Raw genomic sequence first — 16,791 nt, 5'->3', positions numbered from 1 at the left:
CGTATGGATGGTGTGATCGTTCTGGGGGACGTACGAGAGGATGTGCTCATGACGACGCCTGAGAGTGCCCCGAGCACCCAGAGAGACGAGGACGCCGTCCGCCGTTACGTGGAGCACCTGGGCATCACGCTCTCCCAGATCGGGATGCAGCGGATGCCGGCCAGGGTGTTCGCCGCCTTGATGACCACCGACGCCGGCCGCTTGACCGCGGCCGAACTGGCCGACCAGCTTTCGGTGAGTCCCGCGGCGATCTCGGGAGCCGTGCGGTGGCTGGAGCAGATCGGCCTGGTCGCCAAGGAGCGCGAGCCCGGCTCGCGCCGCGACCACTACCGGCTCTTCGACGACCTTTGGTACGCCACCTTCATGAAACGCGACCGCATGATCACCCTGTGGCGCGACGCCGCCGACGAGGGCGTCGACGCACTCGGGGCGGGCACCCCGGCGGGTGAGCGGGTCGCCGAGATGCGGGACTTCCTGAGCTTCATGATCAAGGAACTCAACGACATGTACGCGAAGTGGCACGAGATGCGAGCGGAAAAAGCCAAGTAGTCGGCATCCGGACGTGTCGCTTGAGAGCCAACCCGCGTTTAGTCCTCTACTTGCGTTTCCCTGAAGGTGGCCGCAGCGGAGCTGTGGCCAGGTGGTCGTGAGTGGGACGTTGAGTGTGCGCCGGTAGCCGTTCGGTCGGGGAGTCGTGAGTGATTTGGGTCGTTTGAACGACCCAAATCACTCACGAGTCCGTGCGCTTGCCTTCGCGACTGCGGTCAGAGCGCTCGCGCGAGGGTCGTCGCGAGCCGTCCGGCCCACTCGTCCAACTCCGCGTCCGCCGGTTCGCGGTCTTCGAAAGACGCCAGGAACGCGTACTGGAAACACGCCCCGAGCAGCAAGGATGTCGCCGCGTCGAGGTCCGCGTCCGGCCGGACGCGGCCGAGCCGGGCCTCCGCGTCCAAGTACTCGGTGACGCGCGAAAGCGGGACGTTCGGCCCCGCCTGCCTGCTCGCGACCCGCTCTCGATGGGTCGCGAGCAGTTCGCGCGACGAGAACAGCGACACCGCGATCGGGAAGCTCTCCAGGTAGAACGACAGCGTGATCCGCGCCAGCCGGGTCAGGTTCGTCGTGAGCGGCCTGTCGGACGCCGTCGCCATCAGCTCTTCCAAGGTCGAGCCGAGCGCGGGCAGCTGTTCGGTCAGCACGCTCATGAAGATCTCGGTCTTGTCCTTGAAGTGCTTGTACAGCAACGCCTCGGAGTAGCCGGCCGCCTTCGCGATGGCCTTCGTGGTGGCGTGCGCGTAGCCCTGCTCGCGCATCACCTTCGCCGCGGCGGCGACGATTTCTTCGCGGCTTCCCATGTTCGCTCCTGAGGGCTTCTCAGCGTTCGCTCGACAAGTGGTTAGTGAACACTCACTATAGGGGTGAGTGTTCACTAACCCAGGAAGGCGCGACCATGAAACTCACTGTTCTCGGTGCGACGGGCGGAGTCGGCTCCGAGGTCGTCAAGCAGGCGCTGGCCGCGGGCCACCACGTCACGGCGGTCGTCCGCGACCCATCCCGGCTGAACGCGGAGGGCGACCTGTTGGAGGTCGTCGTCGCCAAGCTGTCCGAGCACGGCGCGCTGACCGAAGCCGTGTCCGGGCGCGACGCGGTGATCTCGGCGCTCGGCGCACACGACCGAAAGCCGACGACCGTCGTCACCGACGGGGCGCACGCCGCCCTCGCCGCGATGCGTTCCGCAGGCGGGAAGCGACTGCTCCTGGTGAGTGCCAGCGGCCCGTTCGTCGACGGTGACGCCTTCTTCACCAGGAACGTCGTCAAACCGATCCTGGGCCGGGTCCTCAAGCACAACTTCGCGGATATGGTCGCCGCCGAACGGATCGTGAACGCGAGCGACCTCGACTGGACGATCGTGCGCCCGCCGCGGCTGCTGAACGGCCCGCACACCGGCTCGATCGCCGCGCGCACCGACGGCAACGTCCGAGGCAGCTTCACGATCAACCGCGCCGACGTCGCCGATTACCTGCTTCGCGCGGCTTCGGACGACTCGCTCATCCGTCAGACCGTGTCGATCGCCCACGGCTGACCCCGCAAGTAGTCCTCTAGTTGCGGTTGTTGCGTGCGCAACGTTCCGCAAGTAGAGGACTACTTGCGGAAGTAGGGTCACGACGTGATCAGTCGTGCGGTGGCGCTCGCCCCGATCCTCCTCGCTCAGGCGGTCCGGGTTCGCCGCACGACGCCCAGGCTGCCCGGCGCGGCCGGGCCGGTGACCGGCCTCGTCGAGGGAGAGGGCCGCCCGCTGCGGCTCGCGGTGCTCGGCGAGTCCACTGTGGACGGCGTCGGGGCCGCGACGCACGCCGAGGCGCTGACCGGACGGCTCGCCGTCGAACTCGCGCGGGACGGCCGCGCCGTCGCCTGGCAGGCCATCGGCAAGACCGGGGCCAACGCGCACGTGGTGCGCGAGGAACTGCTCCCGCTGCTCGGACCCGCCGACCTCGCGGTGATCGCGCTCGGCGTCAACGACACCCTCGAGCTGCACTCGGCCACGCGCTACCGGCGTGACCTGCTCGACCTGATCGTCTCCCTCCGGCGCCGTGCCGGCCGGATCCCGGTGGTTCTGGCCGGCGTGCCGCCGATGGGCCGGTTCCCCGCGCTGCCCCGCCCGCTGCGGGACGTCCTCGGCGCCCGGTCGGCCACCCTCGACGCGGCGGCCGTCCGGCTGGCGCTGCTGCCCGGCGTCGTCCACGTCCCGATGCCCGCCGCGATGCTGGACCCCGGGACCTTCGCCGAGGATCGCTTCCACCCCGGCCCCGAGGGCTACCGGCGCTGGGCCGAGCAACTCGCGGACGTGAGCCGACAGCTACTCAGTGACACTGTTCGGCCGGAAAACCGCTGATCAGGTCACTCGACTGCCACAAATCAAGAAATTTCTGTGAAAAAGCTGGCTCTGCGTGTATCTGGTGGCAGCCTCATTGCGTCCTATGGAGCAGTCGAGGAAATGAGGGATGCCCGATGACGACCGAGACCAACACCGCGCCCGTCGATGACGAGGCCACGGCCACCGAGGACCTCGAAGAGACCCCGAAGCCGGGGCCGATCGCGGTTCCGGTCCCGCCCCGTCCCGGCACGAACCCGGACGGAAACTGGGACCCGCACGGCACCAAGCCGCCAGTGAACTGATTGACCACAGACAGGTGATGTCCGGAAGCCGAGGGGGCCTCCGGGCATCACCTCCGGGTGCTCTCTCGGGGGAGGGGGACGCCCGGATGCGGGCCCGTTGGGGAGCGGGCCCGGGGGGAGGGAAAAAGGACCGGCCGGTGCGCAGTCCACACCTACTCGCGCCGGCCGGTGCCTTTGTTCTTCACCCACCTGACCGATGGGGGACGTCCGAATCCGACAAAAGAGTTAGTGAACTGATGTATCCCAGAGCCTCTTGCACGCTCCTTCTCCCCGAAGGGCCCGCGATACTGCCAGCGCCGACACGAAGACACGTCCGAAGTGGGGCAGATACGGTGACCGACGTGCAAACGACCGAAGTAGACCCGCCATGGGAAGGCCTGACCGGGGCCGATCTTCATGCTGCCTGTATGCGGGCGGCGCGGGCCGGTGACCGCCAGGCGATGGACAGGCTTGTCAGTGAGCTGACGCCGCTCGTCTGGCATGTCGCACGCGCGAACGGGCTTGATCGCCTCACCGCCGAGGACGTCGTCCAGACGGTGTGGCTCGCCCTGTTCAGCCAGCTCGAAAAACTTCGTGACCCCAAGGCACTCGCCGCGTGGCTGATCACCACGACGAGACGCGAGGCCCAGCACCCCTTCGGCCGCCGTGCTCAGCCCGTTCCGCTGACCGACGAGCTGGCCGAGAGCATGGAAAGCACCCACCCCGCGCCCGAAGAGGAAGCCGTCCGCGCCGACCGGGATCGCCGGGTCTGGCGCGCCTTCCTCCGGCTGCCGCACCGCTGTCAGCAGCTCCTCCGGCTGACCGTGCTCGCCGGGCGGGCCGAATACCAACTGGTCGCCGAAGCACTCCGCATGCCACGCGGGAGTGTCGGACCGACCAGGGGCCGATGCCTCGATTCGATGCGCGACCTGCTGGCCCATGAAGGGGGAAGCCGATGAACGACCTCGGGACGCCGGGGGAGATGACCTCCTCGGGCGATGAGGCCTTGCTGGCCGATATCGGGCGTTTCATGGACGAACTGGACCCGCCACCGGGAGACCTGGTGCAGCGGGTTCAGTTCGCGCTCGCCCTCGAAAACCTTGACGTCGAGGTGGCTCGCTGGGAGCGGATGGACGCGACGGCGGGTGTACGCGGCAGCGACACCGGGACGATCACCTTCACCGTCAGCGATCTGACCGTGATGATCAACCTCACCAAGATCGGCAAGAAGCACCGGATCGACGGCTGGCTCGTGCCCGCCGGCGAGTACGGGGTGGAAGTCCGCGTCGCCGAACACGGGACGAGTTCCACCACCGCTGACGAGGGCGGCCGGTTCGTGCTGGACAACGTTCCACAGGGGACGACCCAGATCGTGATCCACCTCGGCGACGTGACGTGCCGGCGGACCGTCGTGACCCCGACAGTGGTGCTGTAACCGGACGGCTGTTCCGTTATGCGGCGCGGGTGTGCTCCCATTGTGCGTGTGCCCGCGCCGTCTCCTGCTGTCGCCGATTCCGTAGCCGAAGAGGCGACCGAGCTCCACCGTCAGGCGAAGGCGGCCGCCTCGGACCACGGCCTCCACCGGACGATCCGTCTGCTGCGTCGCGGACTTTCGTTGCTGGGCCCTGTCGACGTGGATCTGGTCGCTCGGTCGGAGATCCGCGTCCGGATCCTGATCAGCCTGGCCGCCGCCGAAGCGGAGATCACGTCGCAAGAGGACGGTTTCGAGCGGCTCGACGAGGCCGAGCGGGTACGGCTATTGCTGCCAGAGGGCGATGTCCGGCACGAGTTGCGGTTCGTCGTCGGGCTGCAGCGCGCCGTCGTGCTGATGCGCGGGGGGCGGCTGGAGGAATCGCTGGCGCTCAACAACGCGTTCCTGCCCGGTTTGGCGGCCGAAGCCGAGAAGTACAGCGCGGTCCTGACCCGATCGCTGGTGAACCGGGCGTGGCTGCACCTGGAGATGAACAATCCGGATGAGGCGTACCGCGATCTCGTCGAGGCGCTGGATCTCGCGGTCGAACATGGGCACCGGATGCTGGAGGGGAAGATCCAGCACAACCTGGGCGATCACGCCCAGCTGCTGGGCGACGTGCCGGAAGCGCTGAGGCACTACGAACAGGCGGCCGCGATCTTCGTGACCGATGGTTCGGGTTCGCTGCCGCTCGTCCGGCTCGATCAGGCCAAGGCTCTGCTCACCGCGGGACTCGCCGAGGAGGCGGCACGGCACCTCGACGACGCGCTCCCGGAGCTCCAGAACAACGGCGCCGTCCATCTCGTCGCGGAGGCACAGGTCGCCAGGGCCGGTGCCGCCATCCTGGAACACGACTACGCGCTGGCGAAGAAACTCGCCGGCACCGCGCGGCGGAGTTTTCTGCGGCGGGGCAAGGGACGCTGGGCCGAGATCGCGGCGCTGACCCGGCTCCGGGCGGACGCGGTGAAGGTCTTGGCGGACCGGGAGAAGAAGCCGTCCGCGAAGCTGCCCGGCGCGCTGGCCGAACTCGCCGTCCGGCTGGCCGAACTCGGTCTCCGTGACGAAGCGGGCGCGGCCAGGATGTTCGCGGTGCGGCTGTTGATCCGTCGCGAAGAGGCGGCGGCCGCGAAAGATCTGCTGGCGCAGGTGCCGAAACCACGGCAGACCACGCCCATCGACCACCGGATGCTGCTGCGGCTGTGCCGGGCCGAACTCGCGGTGGCGTTCCACCGGCCGCGTTCGGCGCTGGCGCAGGCCCGGGCGGGGCTGGCGGAACTCGGGCAGATCCGGGATCGCATGGGCGGGCTCGACCTCGTCTGCGGAACCGCGGCGCACGGTGAGGAACTGGGCAAACTCGCGCTGACGCTGGTGCTCAAGAAGGCCAGGCGCAGCGGGGCGGGGGCGAAGAGCCTGTTCGCGTGGCTGGAACGCACGCGCGCGCAGGTGTACCGCTACGAACCGCTCCCGCTGATCGAAGATCCCGCCCTCGCCAGGCATATCAACGAAATGCGGCATCTGCAGGGGACGATCCAGGCGCGGCGGCTGTCCGGCGAACCGGTCGGAAAGCTGGAGGAGAACTACGACCGGTTGCAGCAGGAAGCGACCAGGCTCGGGTGGTACACCAGTAAATGGGGTCGTCCGAGGCCGGTCTCGTCGCCCGAAGAGGTGGTCGAGCGGCTCGGGAATCGAGTCCTGGTCAGCCTGATGGGGTATCGCGACACTTTGTACGCGGTGGTCGTCGACCGTGGCCGGTTCCGGCTCGTGAAGCTGGGGCCGCTCAGCGAGATCGTCGAGACGGCGCGGCAACTGCACGCGGACCTGGACGCGCTGGCGCCGGACAACCTGCCCGCGCCGCTGGTCGAGGTGGTCACCGGATCCGCGCGGCGCCGAGCGGACAAACTGGACAAACTGATCTCCGCGTCGCTGGCGAAGACGCTGGAGAACCGTGAGCTGATCATCGTGCCGATCGGTTCGCTGTACGCGCTCCCGTGGGGCGCGCTGCCGTCACTGCACGGGCATCCGGTGTCGATCGCGCCGTCGGCGACCGCCTGGGTGAGCGCGTCCGGACGCCGGAGCGAAGGGCCGGTCCTGCTCGCCGGCGGGCCCGGGGTGCCGGGTTCGGTCGGTGAGGTGCGGAACCTGCGGGCGGTGTACCCCCAGGCCCGGCTCGTCGACGGGAAGGCCGCGACCAGCGAAGCCGTCTTGTCCGCTTTGGACGGTTCCGGGATGGCGCACCTGGTCGCGCACGGCGCGCACGAACCGGCGAACGCGTTGTTCTCGCGGCTCGAACTGGTCGGCGGTCCGTTGTACGCGCACGAAACCGCCCGGCTCGCGCATCCGCCGGAGCGGGTGGTGCTGGCGGCGTGCGAACTCGCGATGAGTCACATCCGGCCCGGCGAGGAGGCGCTCGGTTTCGCCGGGACGCTGCTCGCGAGCGGCTCGCGGACCGTCATCGGCGCGATCGCGCGCGTCGGCGACAAGGCCGCCGCCGACGCGATGACCGATCTGCACCGGAGGCTCGCTTCGGGGACGGCGCCCGCGCTGGCGCTCGCCGAAGCGACGGCCGCCGACCCGCTACGACGTCCGTTCCTGTGCCTGGGCGCGGGCTGACCTTCAGCCGCGTTCGGCGTGCTTGACCAGGCGCGTCGCGAGCAGGGAGACGATCGAGCGCAGGGTCGCGCACGCGGCGGCGCCGGTGCCGGGCAGTGATTCGGTGAACCGGCCGGTCCAGCGCAGGTCCGTGCCGCCGGTCGCGTTCGGCGTGAAGGACACTTCGGCGCGATAGTCCTTCAGCGGCGCGATGCCCGCGAAGCCGTAGACGTGCTTTCGGTCCTGTTCGTACTCCAGCGTCTCTTCGTGGAGGTACACCGGCCACAGGCCGACGGCGCGGACAGCGCCCACCCCGTCCGCGTCCGGTTCCCGCGCCCAGCGCGAGTGGAACACGATCGGCTTCGCCCATTCCGACCACCGGGAACCATCGGATTCCAGCGCGAAGAGGGACGACGGCGTCGCGCTGCTGGTCCGGTTGATCTCGAAGGAATACGTCTTGCCCATGTGGCGACGATAACCGCTCCACCCGCAACGGATAAGTCAAGATAGGGGTGTGAGCACGACGCGCCGGGAGATCGCCGCACCGCATTGGCTGGTGCAGCTGCTCCGCAGCACCCCTGTCCCGGTGCCGTGGAACATGGTCGCCCGCGCGGTGCTCGCGCTCGCCGCGCCCCTGGCCGTCGGGTACGCGCTCGGCGACATCGGAGTCGGCGCGCTCATCTCCACCGGCGCCCTGCCCACGGTCCTCTCCGAATCCGCCGGCCCGTACCGCTATCGCGCCCGACGGCTCGGTGGTGCCACCGCGGCGGCGGCCCTCGGCTACTTCGCGGGCCTGCTCGCCGGCGGGATCCCGGTCGCGTCCATCCCGGTGGTGGTCGGGGTCGCGGCGATCTCCGCCCTGATCAGCGCCGCGGGCAGCAACGCGTCGGTCGCCGGGCTGCAGATGTTCGTCTTCTGCGTGCTCGGCACCGGCCAGCACGTCACCGGCCTCCGCGTCGAAATCCTCCTCGGCTACTTCTGCATCGGCGCCGCCTGGAGCCTGCTCGTCGCGCTCGCCACCTGGACCTTCCGCGCCACCAGCCCCGAACGCGGCGCCGTCGCGCATGTCTACGTCGAGCTCGCCGCGATGCTGTCCGCGACCGACGAAGCGACTTCGCGTGTGGCGCGCCACCAGCTCACGACCGCGATGAACACCGCGTACGACCGGCTGCTCACCGCGCGGTCCTGGCTCTCCGGCCGCGACGCCACCTACCGCCAGCTGCTCAACCTGCTGTCGGCCAGCACCCCGGCCGTCGAGGCGTCGGTCGCGATGGTCAACGCCGGCCGCCACGCGCCGGACCAGGTGATCGACCATTTCATCGCGACGTCGGCCGCCGTCCTCGCGAACCAGGAACCGCCGGAACCGCCGAAGCCACCCGACGACGGCGTCGATCCCGTGCTGGCCGCGCTCTACGCCGGGCTCGCCCGGATCGGCAAGGGCGACGACCGGAAGCGGCGAGAGGTCAAGCCGTGGCACAAACGGCTTCGCGACTGGGCGGCCTCGCTCATCTCCGGCCCGCTCACCTGGTTCGCCGCGCTCCGCCTGACACTGTGCGTCGCGGTGGCCGAAGTCGTCGCGCTGTTCGTCCCGTTCGAACGCTCCTACTGGATCACGCTCACCGTCGGCATCGTGCTGAAACCGGACTTCGGTTCGGTGTTCGGCCGCGCGGTGCTGCGCGGGATCGGCACGGTGATCGGCGTCGGCATCGGAGCGGCCGTGCTCGCCGCGGGCGGTGAAGGCTGGCTGCTGGTGCTGCTGATCTGCGTGTTCGCGGGCGGGGTCGCGGTCGGCAAGGTCCGGAACTACGGCATCCTCAGCGCGTTCGTGACGCCGCTGATCATCCTGCAGATGGACCTGGCCAGCACCGGAAGCTGGGACGTCGTGCTCGCGCGGCTCGTCGACACCGTGCTGGGCTGCGCGATCGTCCTGCTCTTCGGCTACCTGCTCTGGCCGGGAAGCCGTCGTCCGCAGATCGGCGGGCGGCTCGCCGACAGCCTCGACAACCTGGTGGACTACGTCGACAAGGGACTCGTGCTCGCGCCCTCGGGCGAAGCACGATTGGTCCGCTCACGCGCCCGACGCCGCGCCTACCGCGCGCTGGCCGATCTGCGGACGGCGTTCCAGCAGGTCGTCGTCGAACCCTCCGCCGCCGGACGGCAAGCCGTCGCCTGGTGGCCGGTGATCGCCGGGCTCGAACGCGTCGCGGACGCCGTCACCGAAGTCGGCGTCACCCTGGGAGGTGGCGCCCCGGCACCGGACGAGGCCGACATCGCCCTGCTGACGGCCGCGCTGGCCGAACTCGCCTCCGCCGTCCGCGAGGAACGGCAGCCGGCGGAGATGCCGATGCCCGACAACGAGCAGCTGTCCGGTGTCGTCGACCAGATCGGCGCCGCCTTCGACGCCGTGCGCGGCCCCGACCTCGTCGAACGCGCGCCGCTGCGGCTGGTCCGGCGGTTCCTGCCGTACCACCGCCGCGCCTGAGCTCAGCCGAAACGGATGTGCTTGACGCTCGTCCACTTGCGACGGACGAAACCCCGCACCGCGCTGTCCGTGTTCGGTTCGAGGGTCAGCCCGGCCGACTCCGCGATCCGGTCGGCGGCCTGGGCGACAGTGAGCCTGTCGGTGCGGAGGTGCTCACCGAACTCCGCGCCGCTCAGCCGCTCCAGGCAGAGATCGAGCCTCGACACCGCGAAATTATCCCGCTTCGGCGGCACACCCTTCCGTCGTACCGAGTGGACGATCTCGCGTTCCCGCAGCCGACGTAGGACGGTCTCGCGTTCGGCCAGCAGCGCGAAGTGCCGGACGTCGTGCCCGCGTTCGCGTAACCGGCCGACGATCTCCGTGAAGTACGTGGGCTCCACCAGCGTCATCGGCGCCACCACCGTGCCGTCCTGCTTGCCGAGCAGGAGGTCGAGCACCTCGAAAACGCCCTGACGCCCACGCGGGCAGATCCTGGAAGTCGGCGCGCAGCCCCGGCGGCAGCATCCGGTGCAGACCGATGCCCGCGACCCTAGCGAAAACAGCCACCCATCCGGGTGAGGGTGACCATAGTCTCGAACGAATGTTCGAGCCATCACGCATAATCGACGCATGCTCGACACTGGTGACACGCTGCCGCCGGGGCCGCGTCACCTGCACATGGTCCGGCCCAACCAGCCCGTTTGGGTCGACCTCAAGGTGGTCTACCCGGTCGGCACGCCGAAGGTCCGTCTCCCCGACGGCCTCGACCTGACCGGCACCGTCCCCGGGTTGCTGGGGATGTGGCGGGCGACGACGACAGGGGACTGGGTCGGCTGGGTGACGTTCCAGCTCGGCCCGGTAGGGCGGGGTGCGACGACGCATTCGCAGTGGGTGCTGGCCGAGGCGTTGCGCCCGCGCGAAGAGCGGAATACGTGGTCGGGAAGCTTCCCTTACGAACGGCGAAGGTGATTCCCGTCCGGTGGACATGGTTGACCGCGCACCCGTCGGGGGCACACGATGACCCCGTGCCTGCCACCTGGGAATCTGCCCCCGCCCGCACGGCCGCTGAAGGCGTCGCCGCGCTGCTCCTGCGTCGCGGACGCCTGGGCTCGCCGCCCGCCTAGCTCCTTCTTCTCGCGCTGAGGCCATCCGTGGCCCTTTTCACCATTCCGAGAAAACCTTTTGGGAGCGACCATGTCCGTAGCAGCGCCCGACCATGCCCGGCTTCGCCCCGCGATCGTCCCCGACGGCGGCATCCTCGAAGGGCCGCGCGTACTGCGCCGCCTGCCGGAAGGCGCGGAAGAACGCCCGTACGAGCTCTTCACGCTGCGTCCGCTGGGGCGGGTGATCGGTGCCGAGATCGACGGCGTCGACCTCGCCGAGCCCCTGACCCCCGCCCTGCACGCGGAGCTGAACCGCGCGCTGCTGGAGTGGAAGGTGCTGTTCTTCCGCGACCAGGACATCACTTCGGCGCACCAGCGCGCCTTCGCCTCGAACTGGGGCGACCTGGAGACGAACCCGTTCATCCCGCAGGGCGAAACCGAGGACACCACCCGGTTCACCCGGTCGGCGACCATGCCCGCGTTCGAGAACATCTGGCACGTCGACGTCACGTTCCGGCCCGCCCCGGCGCTCGGCTCGGTCCTGCGGCTGATCGAGGTCCCGCCGGTCGGCGGCGACACGATGTGGGCCGATATGGCCGCCGCGTACGACAATCTGCCGGAAGGCATCCGCGCCCGTATCGACGGCTTGACCGCCGTACACGACTTCATCCCCGGCTTCGCCCGCTTCTCCGACCCGGAATCGCTGCGGCGGCGGCAGGACGCCTTCCCGCCCGTCGAACACCCGGTCGTCCGCACGCATCCGGAGACCGGGCGGCGCACCCTCTTCGTGAACCAGGCCTTCACGACGCACATCGTCGGCATCGACCGCGACGAGAGCGACAGGCTGCTGCGATACCTGTTCAGCCGCGCGCACACCCCGGAGTTCCAGGTGCGCTTCGCCTGGCGGCCCGGGTCGGTCGCGTTCTGGGACAACCGCGCCACCCAGCACTACGCCGTCAACGACTACCAGCCGTACGCGCGGGTGGCCGAGCGTGTCGCCATCGTGGGTGACCGGCCGTTTTGAGCGTGTCCCCGCGATGGGTGATCGGTGGCCGCGACCCGGGCGCGTACACCGTCACCTGTGTGACGATGAGGTCATGGGCATCAACTTCGATGAATTGAAGAACAAGGCCACCGACGCTCTCCGCGAGCACAACGACAAGATCGAGGGCGGCCTCGACAAGGCGGCGGGCTTCGCCAAATCGAAGTTCTCCGGCCACGACTCCAAGATCGACTCCGGTGTCGACAAGGCGAAGGGCTTCATCAACAAGTTCGACGACACCCCGGACAACCCGCCGCAGCAGCAGGACCAGCAGAACCCGCCGCAGCAGCAGAACCCGCCGCAGCCGCCGCCGGGCCAGTAACCCCCGCGTGCGCTGAAACCACGGCGTTCAGTCCTCTAGTTGCGTTCCTTGCGCGTGCAACTACCGCAAGTAGAGGACGAAACGCGTCAGGAGGCAGCGTCAGGAGACCTCGCCGAGCGCGGTGTCGCCGTCGATCGCGGTGATCCGGCCACCACGCTCGCCGAGGGCGATCAGGCCGTCCCGCGCGTCGGGTGCGGTGAGGCTGATCCGGACTCCGGCGCGCTCGGCGTCCTTGCTGGTCGCAAACGCTTGCGAGCCCTCGTAGCCCGCGTTGATCGTCACCGCGAGCCCGCCTGTCGAGGCCAGCGAACCCCGCGCGGCACCCAGCCGTCCGAGCGCCTCGTCGACGATCGGGAGCAACGCGTCCCGGTTCCCCTCGGTCATCGCGCGCACCAACGCCGGGCTCGACCCGGCCACCCGCGTGCCGTCGGTGTACGACCCGGCCGCCAGCGACATCGCCAGCGGCCCGCCCTGCGCCCCGATCGTGGCCAGGATGGCCGAGAAGATATGCGGCAGATGCGAGATCCGGGCGACGGTCTCGTCGTGCGAGTCCGCCGGCAGCGGCACGATATGCGCGCCGATGTCCAGCACCAGCCGCGCGACCTCGGCCCAGGCCACCAGGTCGGTGTCGTGCTCGACGCCCAGCACCCACGCCGCGCCGCCGAACAGCGCCGGATTGCTCGCGTTCCACCCGGACTCGGCGGTCCCGGCCATCGGGTGCCCGCCGACGAACCGCACGTAGGGCGCGCGACGGCGGACGGAGTCCAGCACCGGGCCCTTCACGCTGGTGACGTCGGTGAGCACGCAGTGCCCGGCGACCCGCGAAACGGTCCTCAGCACCTCTTCGACAGCGGGCAGCGGCACCGCGAGCACGATCAGCGCGTCCCGCTCGGCGGCCTTGCTCAGCGCCGCCTCGACCTGCGCGGTCACGTCGAATCCCGCTCTGCTGGCGGCGTCCGCGTCAGCTTCGGAGATCGCCGCCCCGAACGTGGTGCGGCCGATCGAATGCGCCGCGCGCAGCAGCGAACCACCGATCAACCCGAGCCCGATCACGCATACGTCTCGCACAAGTGCTCATCCTGCCATCTGCGAGCCCACTCGTCAGAGAACGGCGGCGAGGCGAGTTCCCTGATCGATCGCTCGTTTGGCGTCCAGTTCGGCCGCGACGTCGGCGCCGCCGATCAAGTGCACCGACACCCCGGCGGCCCGCAGGTCGTCGGCGAGGTCGCGCACCGGCTCCTGGCCGGCGCAGACGACGACGGTGTCGACGTCGAGCACACGGGGCTTGTCACCGACGGTGATGTGCAGGCCGTCGTCGTCGATCCGGTCGTAGGTGACCCCGGTGACCTGCTCGACGCGTTTGGCCTTCAGCGACGCCCGGTGCACCCAGCCGCTGGTCTTGCCCAGTCCCGCGCCGATCCCGGACTTCTTGCGCTGCAGTAGGAAGACCTGCCGCGGCGAGGGCTCGGGCTTCCGTTCGGTCAGCCCGCCCGCCGCGTTCTCCGGATCGGTGACGCCCCACTCGGCCATCCACGCGTCCAGGTCGAGCGTGGGGGAGGTGGTGTGCGTCAGGAATTCACTGACGTCCACCCCGATCCCGCCCGCGCCGATCACCGCGACCTTCTCGCCCACCGGCTTCCCGCGTTTGACGACGTCCACATAGGACAGAACCTTGGGGTGGTCGATCCCGGGCAGCGAGGGCACGCGAGGCGTCACGCCGGTGGCCAGCACGACCTCGTCGAACCCCGCGTCGACCAGCGCGGCGGCGGTCGCGCGGGTGCCGAGGTGCACCTTGACGCCGGTGACTTCGAGCCGTCGCGTGTAGTACCGGATGGTCTCCGCGAACTCTTCCTTGCCCGGGATCTTCCGCGCGATACCGAACTGGCCGCCGATCTCGTCGTCGGCCTCGAAGAGTTCGACGGCGTGACCCCGATCGGCAAGGCTGGTCGCGGCCGCGAGCCCGGCCGGCCCGGCGCCGACGACGGCGACGCGTTTGACCTTCCGGGTCGGCGCGAGGGTCAGCGTGGTCTCGTGCCCGGCACGGGGATTCACCATGCAGGACACCAGTTTCCGCTTGAACGCGTGGTCGAGGCACGCCTGGTTGCAGGCGATGCAGGTGTTGATCTCGTCCTCACGCCCGGTCTCGGCCTTGCGGATCCACTCCGGGTCGGCGAGGAACGGCCGCGCCATCGAAACCAGGTCCGCGTCGCCGCCGGCCAGCGCCTCCTCGGCGACCTCGGGCATGTTGATCCGGTTGGAGGTGACGACCGGAATGCCCACGTGCGGCTTGAGTTTCCCGGTCACCCAGGTGAAGGCCGCGCGCGGCACCGACGTCACGATCGTCGGCACCCGGGCCTCGTGCCAGCCGATACCGGTATTGATGATCGTGGCGCCCGCCTCTTCGACCTCCTTGGCCAGAGTGACGACGTCTTCCCAGCTTTGGCCGCCTTCGACCAAGTCCAACATGGACAGTCGATAGATGATGATGAAGTCCTCGCCGACCGCCTCACGCGCCCGGCGCACGATCTCGACGGCGATCCGGCGCCGGTTTTCCGCGCTGCCGCCCCATTTGTCGGTGCGCTTGTTGGTCCGCTCGGCGAGGAACTGGTTGATGAAGTAGCCCTCGGACCCCATGATCTCGACGCCGTCGTAGCCCGCTTCCTTGGCCAGGAAAGCACAATCGGCGAACGCGCGGATCTGGCGCAGCACCCCGTAGCCGGACAGCGTCCGCGGCTTGAACGGGTTGATCGGCGCCTTGATACCCGAGGCCGAAACGCTCAGCGGGTGATACGAATACCGGCCCGCGTGCAGGATCTGCAGGGCGATCTTGCCGCCCGCCTCGTGGACGGGATCGGTGAGCTGCCTATGTGCCCGCGCTTCCGCGCGTGTCGAAAGCTTCGAGGCGAGCGGCAGGAGCCAGCCGGTCCGGTTCGGCGCGAACCCGCCGGTGACGATCAGCCCGACCCCGCCGCGGGCACGTTCGGCGTAATACTCGGCCAGCTCGGGGAAATGGGCTTCCTTGTCCTCGAGGCCGGTGTGCATCGAGCCCATGATCACCCTGTTGCGCAGGGTGGTGAAGCCGAGATCGAGCGGGGACAGCAGGTTCGGGTACTGGGTCATCGCTGGTCCTTACGCATTGTGGTGGAATGCCTGGAGGACTTCCTCGAGCCACTCGACGTGGCCCTGTTCGGTTCGGATCCCTCCGCGCAGCACGAGGAACTGGTGCAACGACTGTCCACTGAGGACGCTGGAGTCGGGGAAGTCGCGCTTCTCGATCAGGAGGTAGGCGTCGAGCGCCGCCGCGTGCGCGTCGCGGTGCCGGGAGACCTCGGCGGCGACCGCGGCCGCGTCACCGAGCGTCGCGCCGCGGATCTTGACGGCGAGCTCCCTCGCGGTGGCCGTCGGATCGGGTTCGGCGAGCCAGCGGACCAGCTCGGCCCGGCCTTCGTCGCCGACGGTGTAGACCTTTTTATCGGGTTTCCCGGACTGCGCGACGTGGTCGACGGCGACCCAGCCGGCGTCCTCCATGCGCTTGAGAACGCGGTAGATCTGCTGGTGGGTGGCGTTCCACCACAGCCCGATGGACTTCTCGAAGCGGCGCGTCAGCTCGTAGCCCGAGCCGGACCGCTCGGACAGTGAAACCAGGATCGCGTGCTCCAATGCCATGCACCTAGTTTCATATGCACCTAGTTGCACTGCAAGGCGACCTGCGTCACAAGCGCGTGAAGGCCCCCTTCCCTCGGTTCAGCCGAGGGAAGGGGGCCTTCACGCGCAAAGTTACGGCTTGCGGGCGATACCGCCGATGACGCGCGACTCGGAGGGTGTGGCGGCGAAGACGGTCTTCTCGTCCGGGTGCCACGCCGGCGCGTAGACCAGGCCCGGCTCCACCAGCGGCCAGCCGCCGAAGAACCGCCGGAACTCGTCCATCGTGCGCAGGAAGCCGGGGTTCGTGGTGGTCTCGTAGTACTCGAGGATGTCGAGCAGCGCTTGCCGTTCCTCGTCGTTGGCCGGGTTCTCGTTGGTCATCTGCGAGAGCACCAGCAGCGACCCGGGCACGAGCCGGTCGCGGTAGTAGTCGAGCAGCGAGTCCGGGTCCTGCTCGTCCTTGATGAAGTGCATGACCGCGTTGATCACCAGCGCGATCGGCTCATCGAGGTCGATGATGCCGGAGTCCTCGACCCGGTCCCAGAGGTCCTCGGGGTCGAACAGGTCGGCGGCGATCGCGTGGTGCCGGTCCGGGTCGGCGGTGTCGGCGAGCAGGAGCGTCGAGTGCGCGAGCGCGATCGGCTCGTTGTCGATGTAGAGGACGTGCGTGTCCTCCTCCGGCCGCGCCTCGTCGGCGACCTCGTGCACGTTGCCCGCCGTCGGCAGGCCGGAGCCGATGTCGACGAACTGGCGGATGCCCAGTTCCGAGCAGCGTCGCACCGCACGGCCGAGGAACTGCCTGCTGGTGGTGCAGTAGTCGCCCATGAGCGGCAAACGCTTGCGCACCTTCTCGGCGAACTCGCGGTCGATGGCGTAGTGGGTGTCGCCGCCGATGAAATAGTCGTAGACCCGGGCCGCGGACGGCCGGTCCAAGCTGCTCTCGACGGCCTTGAGCGCCGCGTCGTGATCGATCATCGCCATCCCTTTGTCCGCACCGGTAATCCCATG

Annotated in this window: 18 protein-coding genes; 11 read left to right on the top strand and 7 right to left on the bottom strand. The window is 69.2% G+C overall.

What is annotated here, in order from left to right:
- The first annotated feature begins 48 nt into the window (after nt 1–48).
- On the top strand, nt 49–549 hold the full coding sequence (locus tag ACLJRL_RS23585; RefSeq protein WP_410658431.1) for a GbsR/MarR family transcriptional regulator: 501 nt from the start codon (nt 49–51) through the stop codon (nt 547–549).
- A gap of 215 nt (nt 550–764) precedes the next feature.
- Here ACLJRL_RS23585 and ACLJRL_RS23580 read toward each other — a convergent pair whose 3' ends face one another.
- Complete coding sequence (locus tag ACLJRL_RS23580) at nt 765–1,349, bottom strand: TetR/AcrR family transcriptional regulator (protein WP_410658430.1); 585 nt, start codon at nt 1,347–1,349, stop codon at nt 765–767.
- A 95-nt stretch (nt 1,350–1,444) separates the two neighbouring features.
- On the opposite strand from ACLJRL_RS23580, the gene ACLJRL_RS23575 reads away from it, so the two are divergent.
- The 6 genes from ACLJRL_RS23575 (at nt 1,445) to ACLJRL_RS23550 (ending at nt 7,231) form a co-directional block, all read left to right on the top strand.
- On the top strand, nt 1,445–2,077 hold the full coding sequence (locus tag ACLJRL_RS23575) for an NAD(P)-dependent oxidoreductase (RefSeq protein WP_410658429.1): 633 nt from the start codon (nt 1,445–1,447) through the stop codon (nt 2,075–2,077).
- A gap of 84 nt (nt 2,078–2,161) precedes the next feature.
- Entirely contained in the window at nt 2,162–2,887 is a 726-nt protein-coding gene (locus ACLJRL_RS23570; protein ID WP_410658428.1) for an SGNH/GDSL hydrolase family protein, read from the top strand.
- A 116-nt stretch (nt 2,888–3,003) separates the two neighbouring features.
- Nucleotides 3,004–3,171 (top strand): hypothetical protein, encoded by a 168-nt coding sequence (locus ACLJRL_RS23565; protein ID WP_410658427.1) that lies wholly within the window; start codon nt 3,004–3,006, stop codon nt 3,169–3,171.
- A 332-nt stretch (nt 3,172–3,503) separates the two neighbouring features.
- On the top strand, nt 3,504–4,109 hold the full coding sequence (locus ACLJRL_RS23560; protein WP_410658426.1) for an RNA polymerase sigma factor: 606 nt from the start codon (nt 3,504–3,506) through the stop codon (nt 4,107–4,109).
- A complete protein-coding gene (locus ACLJRL_RS23555; protein WP_410658425.1) occupies nt 4,106–4,585 on the top strand; it encodes a carboxypeptidase regulatory-like domain-containing protein in 480 nt (159 codons plus the stop codon). The genes ACLJRL_RS23560 and ACLJRL_RS23555 overlap by 4 nt, the downstream gene beginning before the upstream one ends.
- A 42-nt stretch (nt 4,586–4,627) precedes the next feature.
- The gene (locus ACLJRL_RS23550; protein WP_410658424.1) at nt 4,628–7,231 is read left to right on the top strand and encodes a CHAT domain-containing protein; all 2,604 of its coding nucleotides are present in this window, start codon (nt 4,628–4,630) and stop codon (nt 7,229–7,231) included.
- A gap of 3 nt (nt 7,232–7,234) precedes the next feature.
- Here ACLJRL_RS23550 and ACLJRL_RS23545 read toward each other — a convergent pair whose 3' ends face one another.
- Complete coding sequence (locus ACLJRL_RS23545) at nt 7,235–7,675, bottom strand: SRPBCC family protein (RefSeq protein ID WP_410658423.1); 441 nt, start codon at nt 7,673–7,675, stop codon at nt 7,235–7,237.
- Between the two features lie 49 nt (nt 7,676–7,724).
- Here ACLJRL_RS23545 and ACLJRL_RS23540 point away from each other — a divergent pair, with 49 nt between their 5' ends.
- The gene (locus ACLJRL_RS23540; protein ID WP_410658422.1) at nt 7,725–9,692 is read left to right on the top strand and encodes an FUSC family protein; all 1,968 of its coding nucleotides are present in this window, start codon (nt 7,725–7,727) and stop codon (nt 9,690–9,692) included.
- Nucleotides 9,693–9,694: 2 nt separating this feature from the next.
- On the opposite strand, the gene ACLJRL_RS23535 is transcribed toward ACLJRL_RS23540, so the two are convergent.
- Nucleotides 9,695–10,129, bottom strand: a complete 435-nt coding sequence (locus ACLJRL_RS23535; protein ID WP_410658421.1) for a hypothetical protein — start codon at nt 10,127–10,129, stop codon at nt 9,695–9,697.
- A 172-nt stretch (nt 10,130–10,301) separates the two neighbouring features.
- On the opposite strand from ACLJRL_RS23535, the gene ACLJRL_RS23530 reads away from it, so the two are divergent.
- From ACLJRL_RS23530 to ACLJRL_RS23520, 3 genes are all read left to right on the top strand, one after another.
- Entirely contained in the window at nt 10,302–10,640 is a 339-nt protein-coding gene (locus ACLJRL_RS23530; RefSeq protein WP_410658420.1) for a hypothetical protein, read from the top strand.
- Between the two features lie 225 nt (nt 10,641–10,865).
- The gene (locus ACLJRL_RS23525; protein ID WP_410658419.1) at nt 10,866–11,798 is read left to right on the top strand and encodes a TauD/TfdA dioxygenase family protein; all 933 of its coding nucleotides are present in this window, start codon (nt 10,866–10,868) and stop codon (nt 11,796–11,798) included.
- A 73-nt stretch (nt 11,799–11,871) separates the two neighbouring features.
- Nucleotides 11,872–12,138, top strand: coding sequence for an antitoxin (locus tag ACLJRL_RS23520; RefSeq protein WP_410658418.1), 267 nt, complete (start codon nt 11,872–11,874; stop codon nt 12,136–12,138).
- Nucleotides 12,139–12,237: 99 nt separating this feature from the next.
- Here the strand turns inward: ACLJRL_RS23520 and ACLJRL_RS23515 are convergent, their stop codons facing one another.
- The 4 genes from ACLJRL_RS23515 to ACLJRL_RS23500 all read right to left on the bottom strand — a co-directional run bounded on the left by ACLJRL_RS23515 (nt 12,238) and on the right by ACLJRL_RS23500 (nt 16,764).
- Complete coding sequence (locus ACLJRL_RS23515) at nt 12,238–13,191, bottom strand: prephenate dehydrogenase (RefSeq protein WP_410658693.1); 954 nt, start codon at nt 13,189–13,191, stop codon at nt 12,238–12,240.
- 48 nt (nt 13,192–13,239) lie between these two features.
- Entirely contained in the window at nt 13,240–15,258 is a 2,019-nt protein-coding gene (locus tag ACLJRL_RS23510) for an FAD-dependent oxidoreductase (RefSeq protein ID WP_410658417.1), read from the bottom strand.
- Nucleotides 15,259–15,267: 9 nt separating this feature from the next.
- Nucleotides 15,268–15,804 (bottom strand): PadR family transcriptional regulator, encoded by a 537-nt coding sequence (locus ACLJRL_RS23505; RefSeq protein WP_410658416.1) that lies wholly within the window; start codon nt 15,802–15,804, stop codon nt 15,268–15,270.
- Between the two features lie 111 nt (nt 15,805–15,915).
- Nucleotides 15,916–16,764 (bottom strand): SAM-dependent methyltransferase, encoded by an 849-nt coding sequence (locus ACLJRL_RS23500; RefSeq protein ID WP_410658415.1) that lies wholly within the window; start codon nt 16,762–16,764, stop codon nt 15,916–15,918.
- Nucleotides 16,765–16,791 lie beyond the last annotated feature (27 nt).

The sequence above is a fragment of the Amycolatopsis sp. lyj-112 genome (genome assembly GCF_046549055.1).
Classification (GTDB): Bacteria; Actinomycetota; Actinomycetes; order Mycobacteriales; family Pseudonocardiaceae; genus Amycolatopsis.
This window is presented reverse-complemented; position numbering and strand designations above follow the sequence as displayed.

Bases quoted from the DNA above. Each gene is read 5' to 3' on its own strand.
- ACLJRL_RS23585 (WP_410658431.1), top strand. From the start codon at position 49: ATGACGACGCCTGAGAGTGCCCCGAGCACCCAGAGAGACGAGGACGCC.
- ACLJRL_RS23580 (WP_410658430.1), bottom strand. From the start codon at position 1,349: ATGGGAAGCCGCGAAGAAATCGTCGCCGCCGCGGCGAAGGTGATGCGC.
- ACLJRL_RS23575 (WP_410658429.1), top strand. From the start codon at position 1,445: ATGAAACTCACTGTTCTCGGTGCGACGGGCGGAGTCGGCTCCGAGGTC.
- ACLJRL_RS23565 (WP_410658427.1), top strand. From the start codon at position 3,004: ATGACGACCGAGACCAACACCGCGCCCGTCGATGACGAGGCCACGGCC.
- ACLJRL_RS23555 (WP_410658425.1), top strand. From the start codon at position 4,106: ATGAACGACCTCGGGACGCCGGGGGAGATGACCTCCTCGGGCGATGAG.
- ACLJRL_RS23545 (WP_410658423.1), bottom strand. From the start codon at position 7,675: ATGGGCAAGACGTATTCCTTCGAGATCAACCGGACCAGCAGCGCGACG.
- ACLJRL_RS23530 (WP_410658420.1), top strand. From the start codon at position 10,302: ATGCTCGACACTGGTGACACGCTGCCGCCGGGGCCGCGTCACCTGCAC.
- ACLJRL_RS23525 (WP_410658419.1), top strand. From the start codon at position 10,866: ATGTCCGTAGCAGCGCCCGACCATGCCCGGCTTCGCCCCGCGATCGTC.
- ACLJRL_RS23520 (WP_410658418.1), top strand. From the start codon at position 11,872: ATGGGCATCAACTTCGATGAATTGAAGAACAAGGCCACCGACGCTCTC.
- ACLJRL_RS23510 (WP_410658417.1), bottom strand. From the start codon at position 15,258: ATGACCCAGTACCCGAACCTGCTGTCCCCGCTCGATCTCGGCTTCACC.
- ACLJRL_RS23505 (WP_410658416.1), bottom strand. From the start codon at position 15,804: ATGGCATTGGAGCACGCGATCCTGGTTTCACTGTCCGAGCGGTCCGGC.
- ACLJRL_RS23500 (WP_410658415.1), bottom strand. From the start codon at position 16,764: ATGGCGATGATCGATCACGACGCGGCGCTCAAGGCCGTCGAGAGCAGC.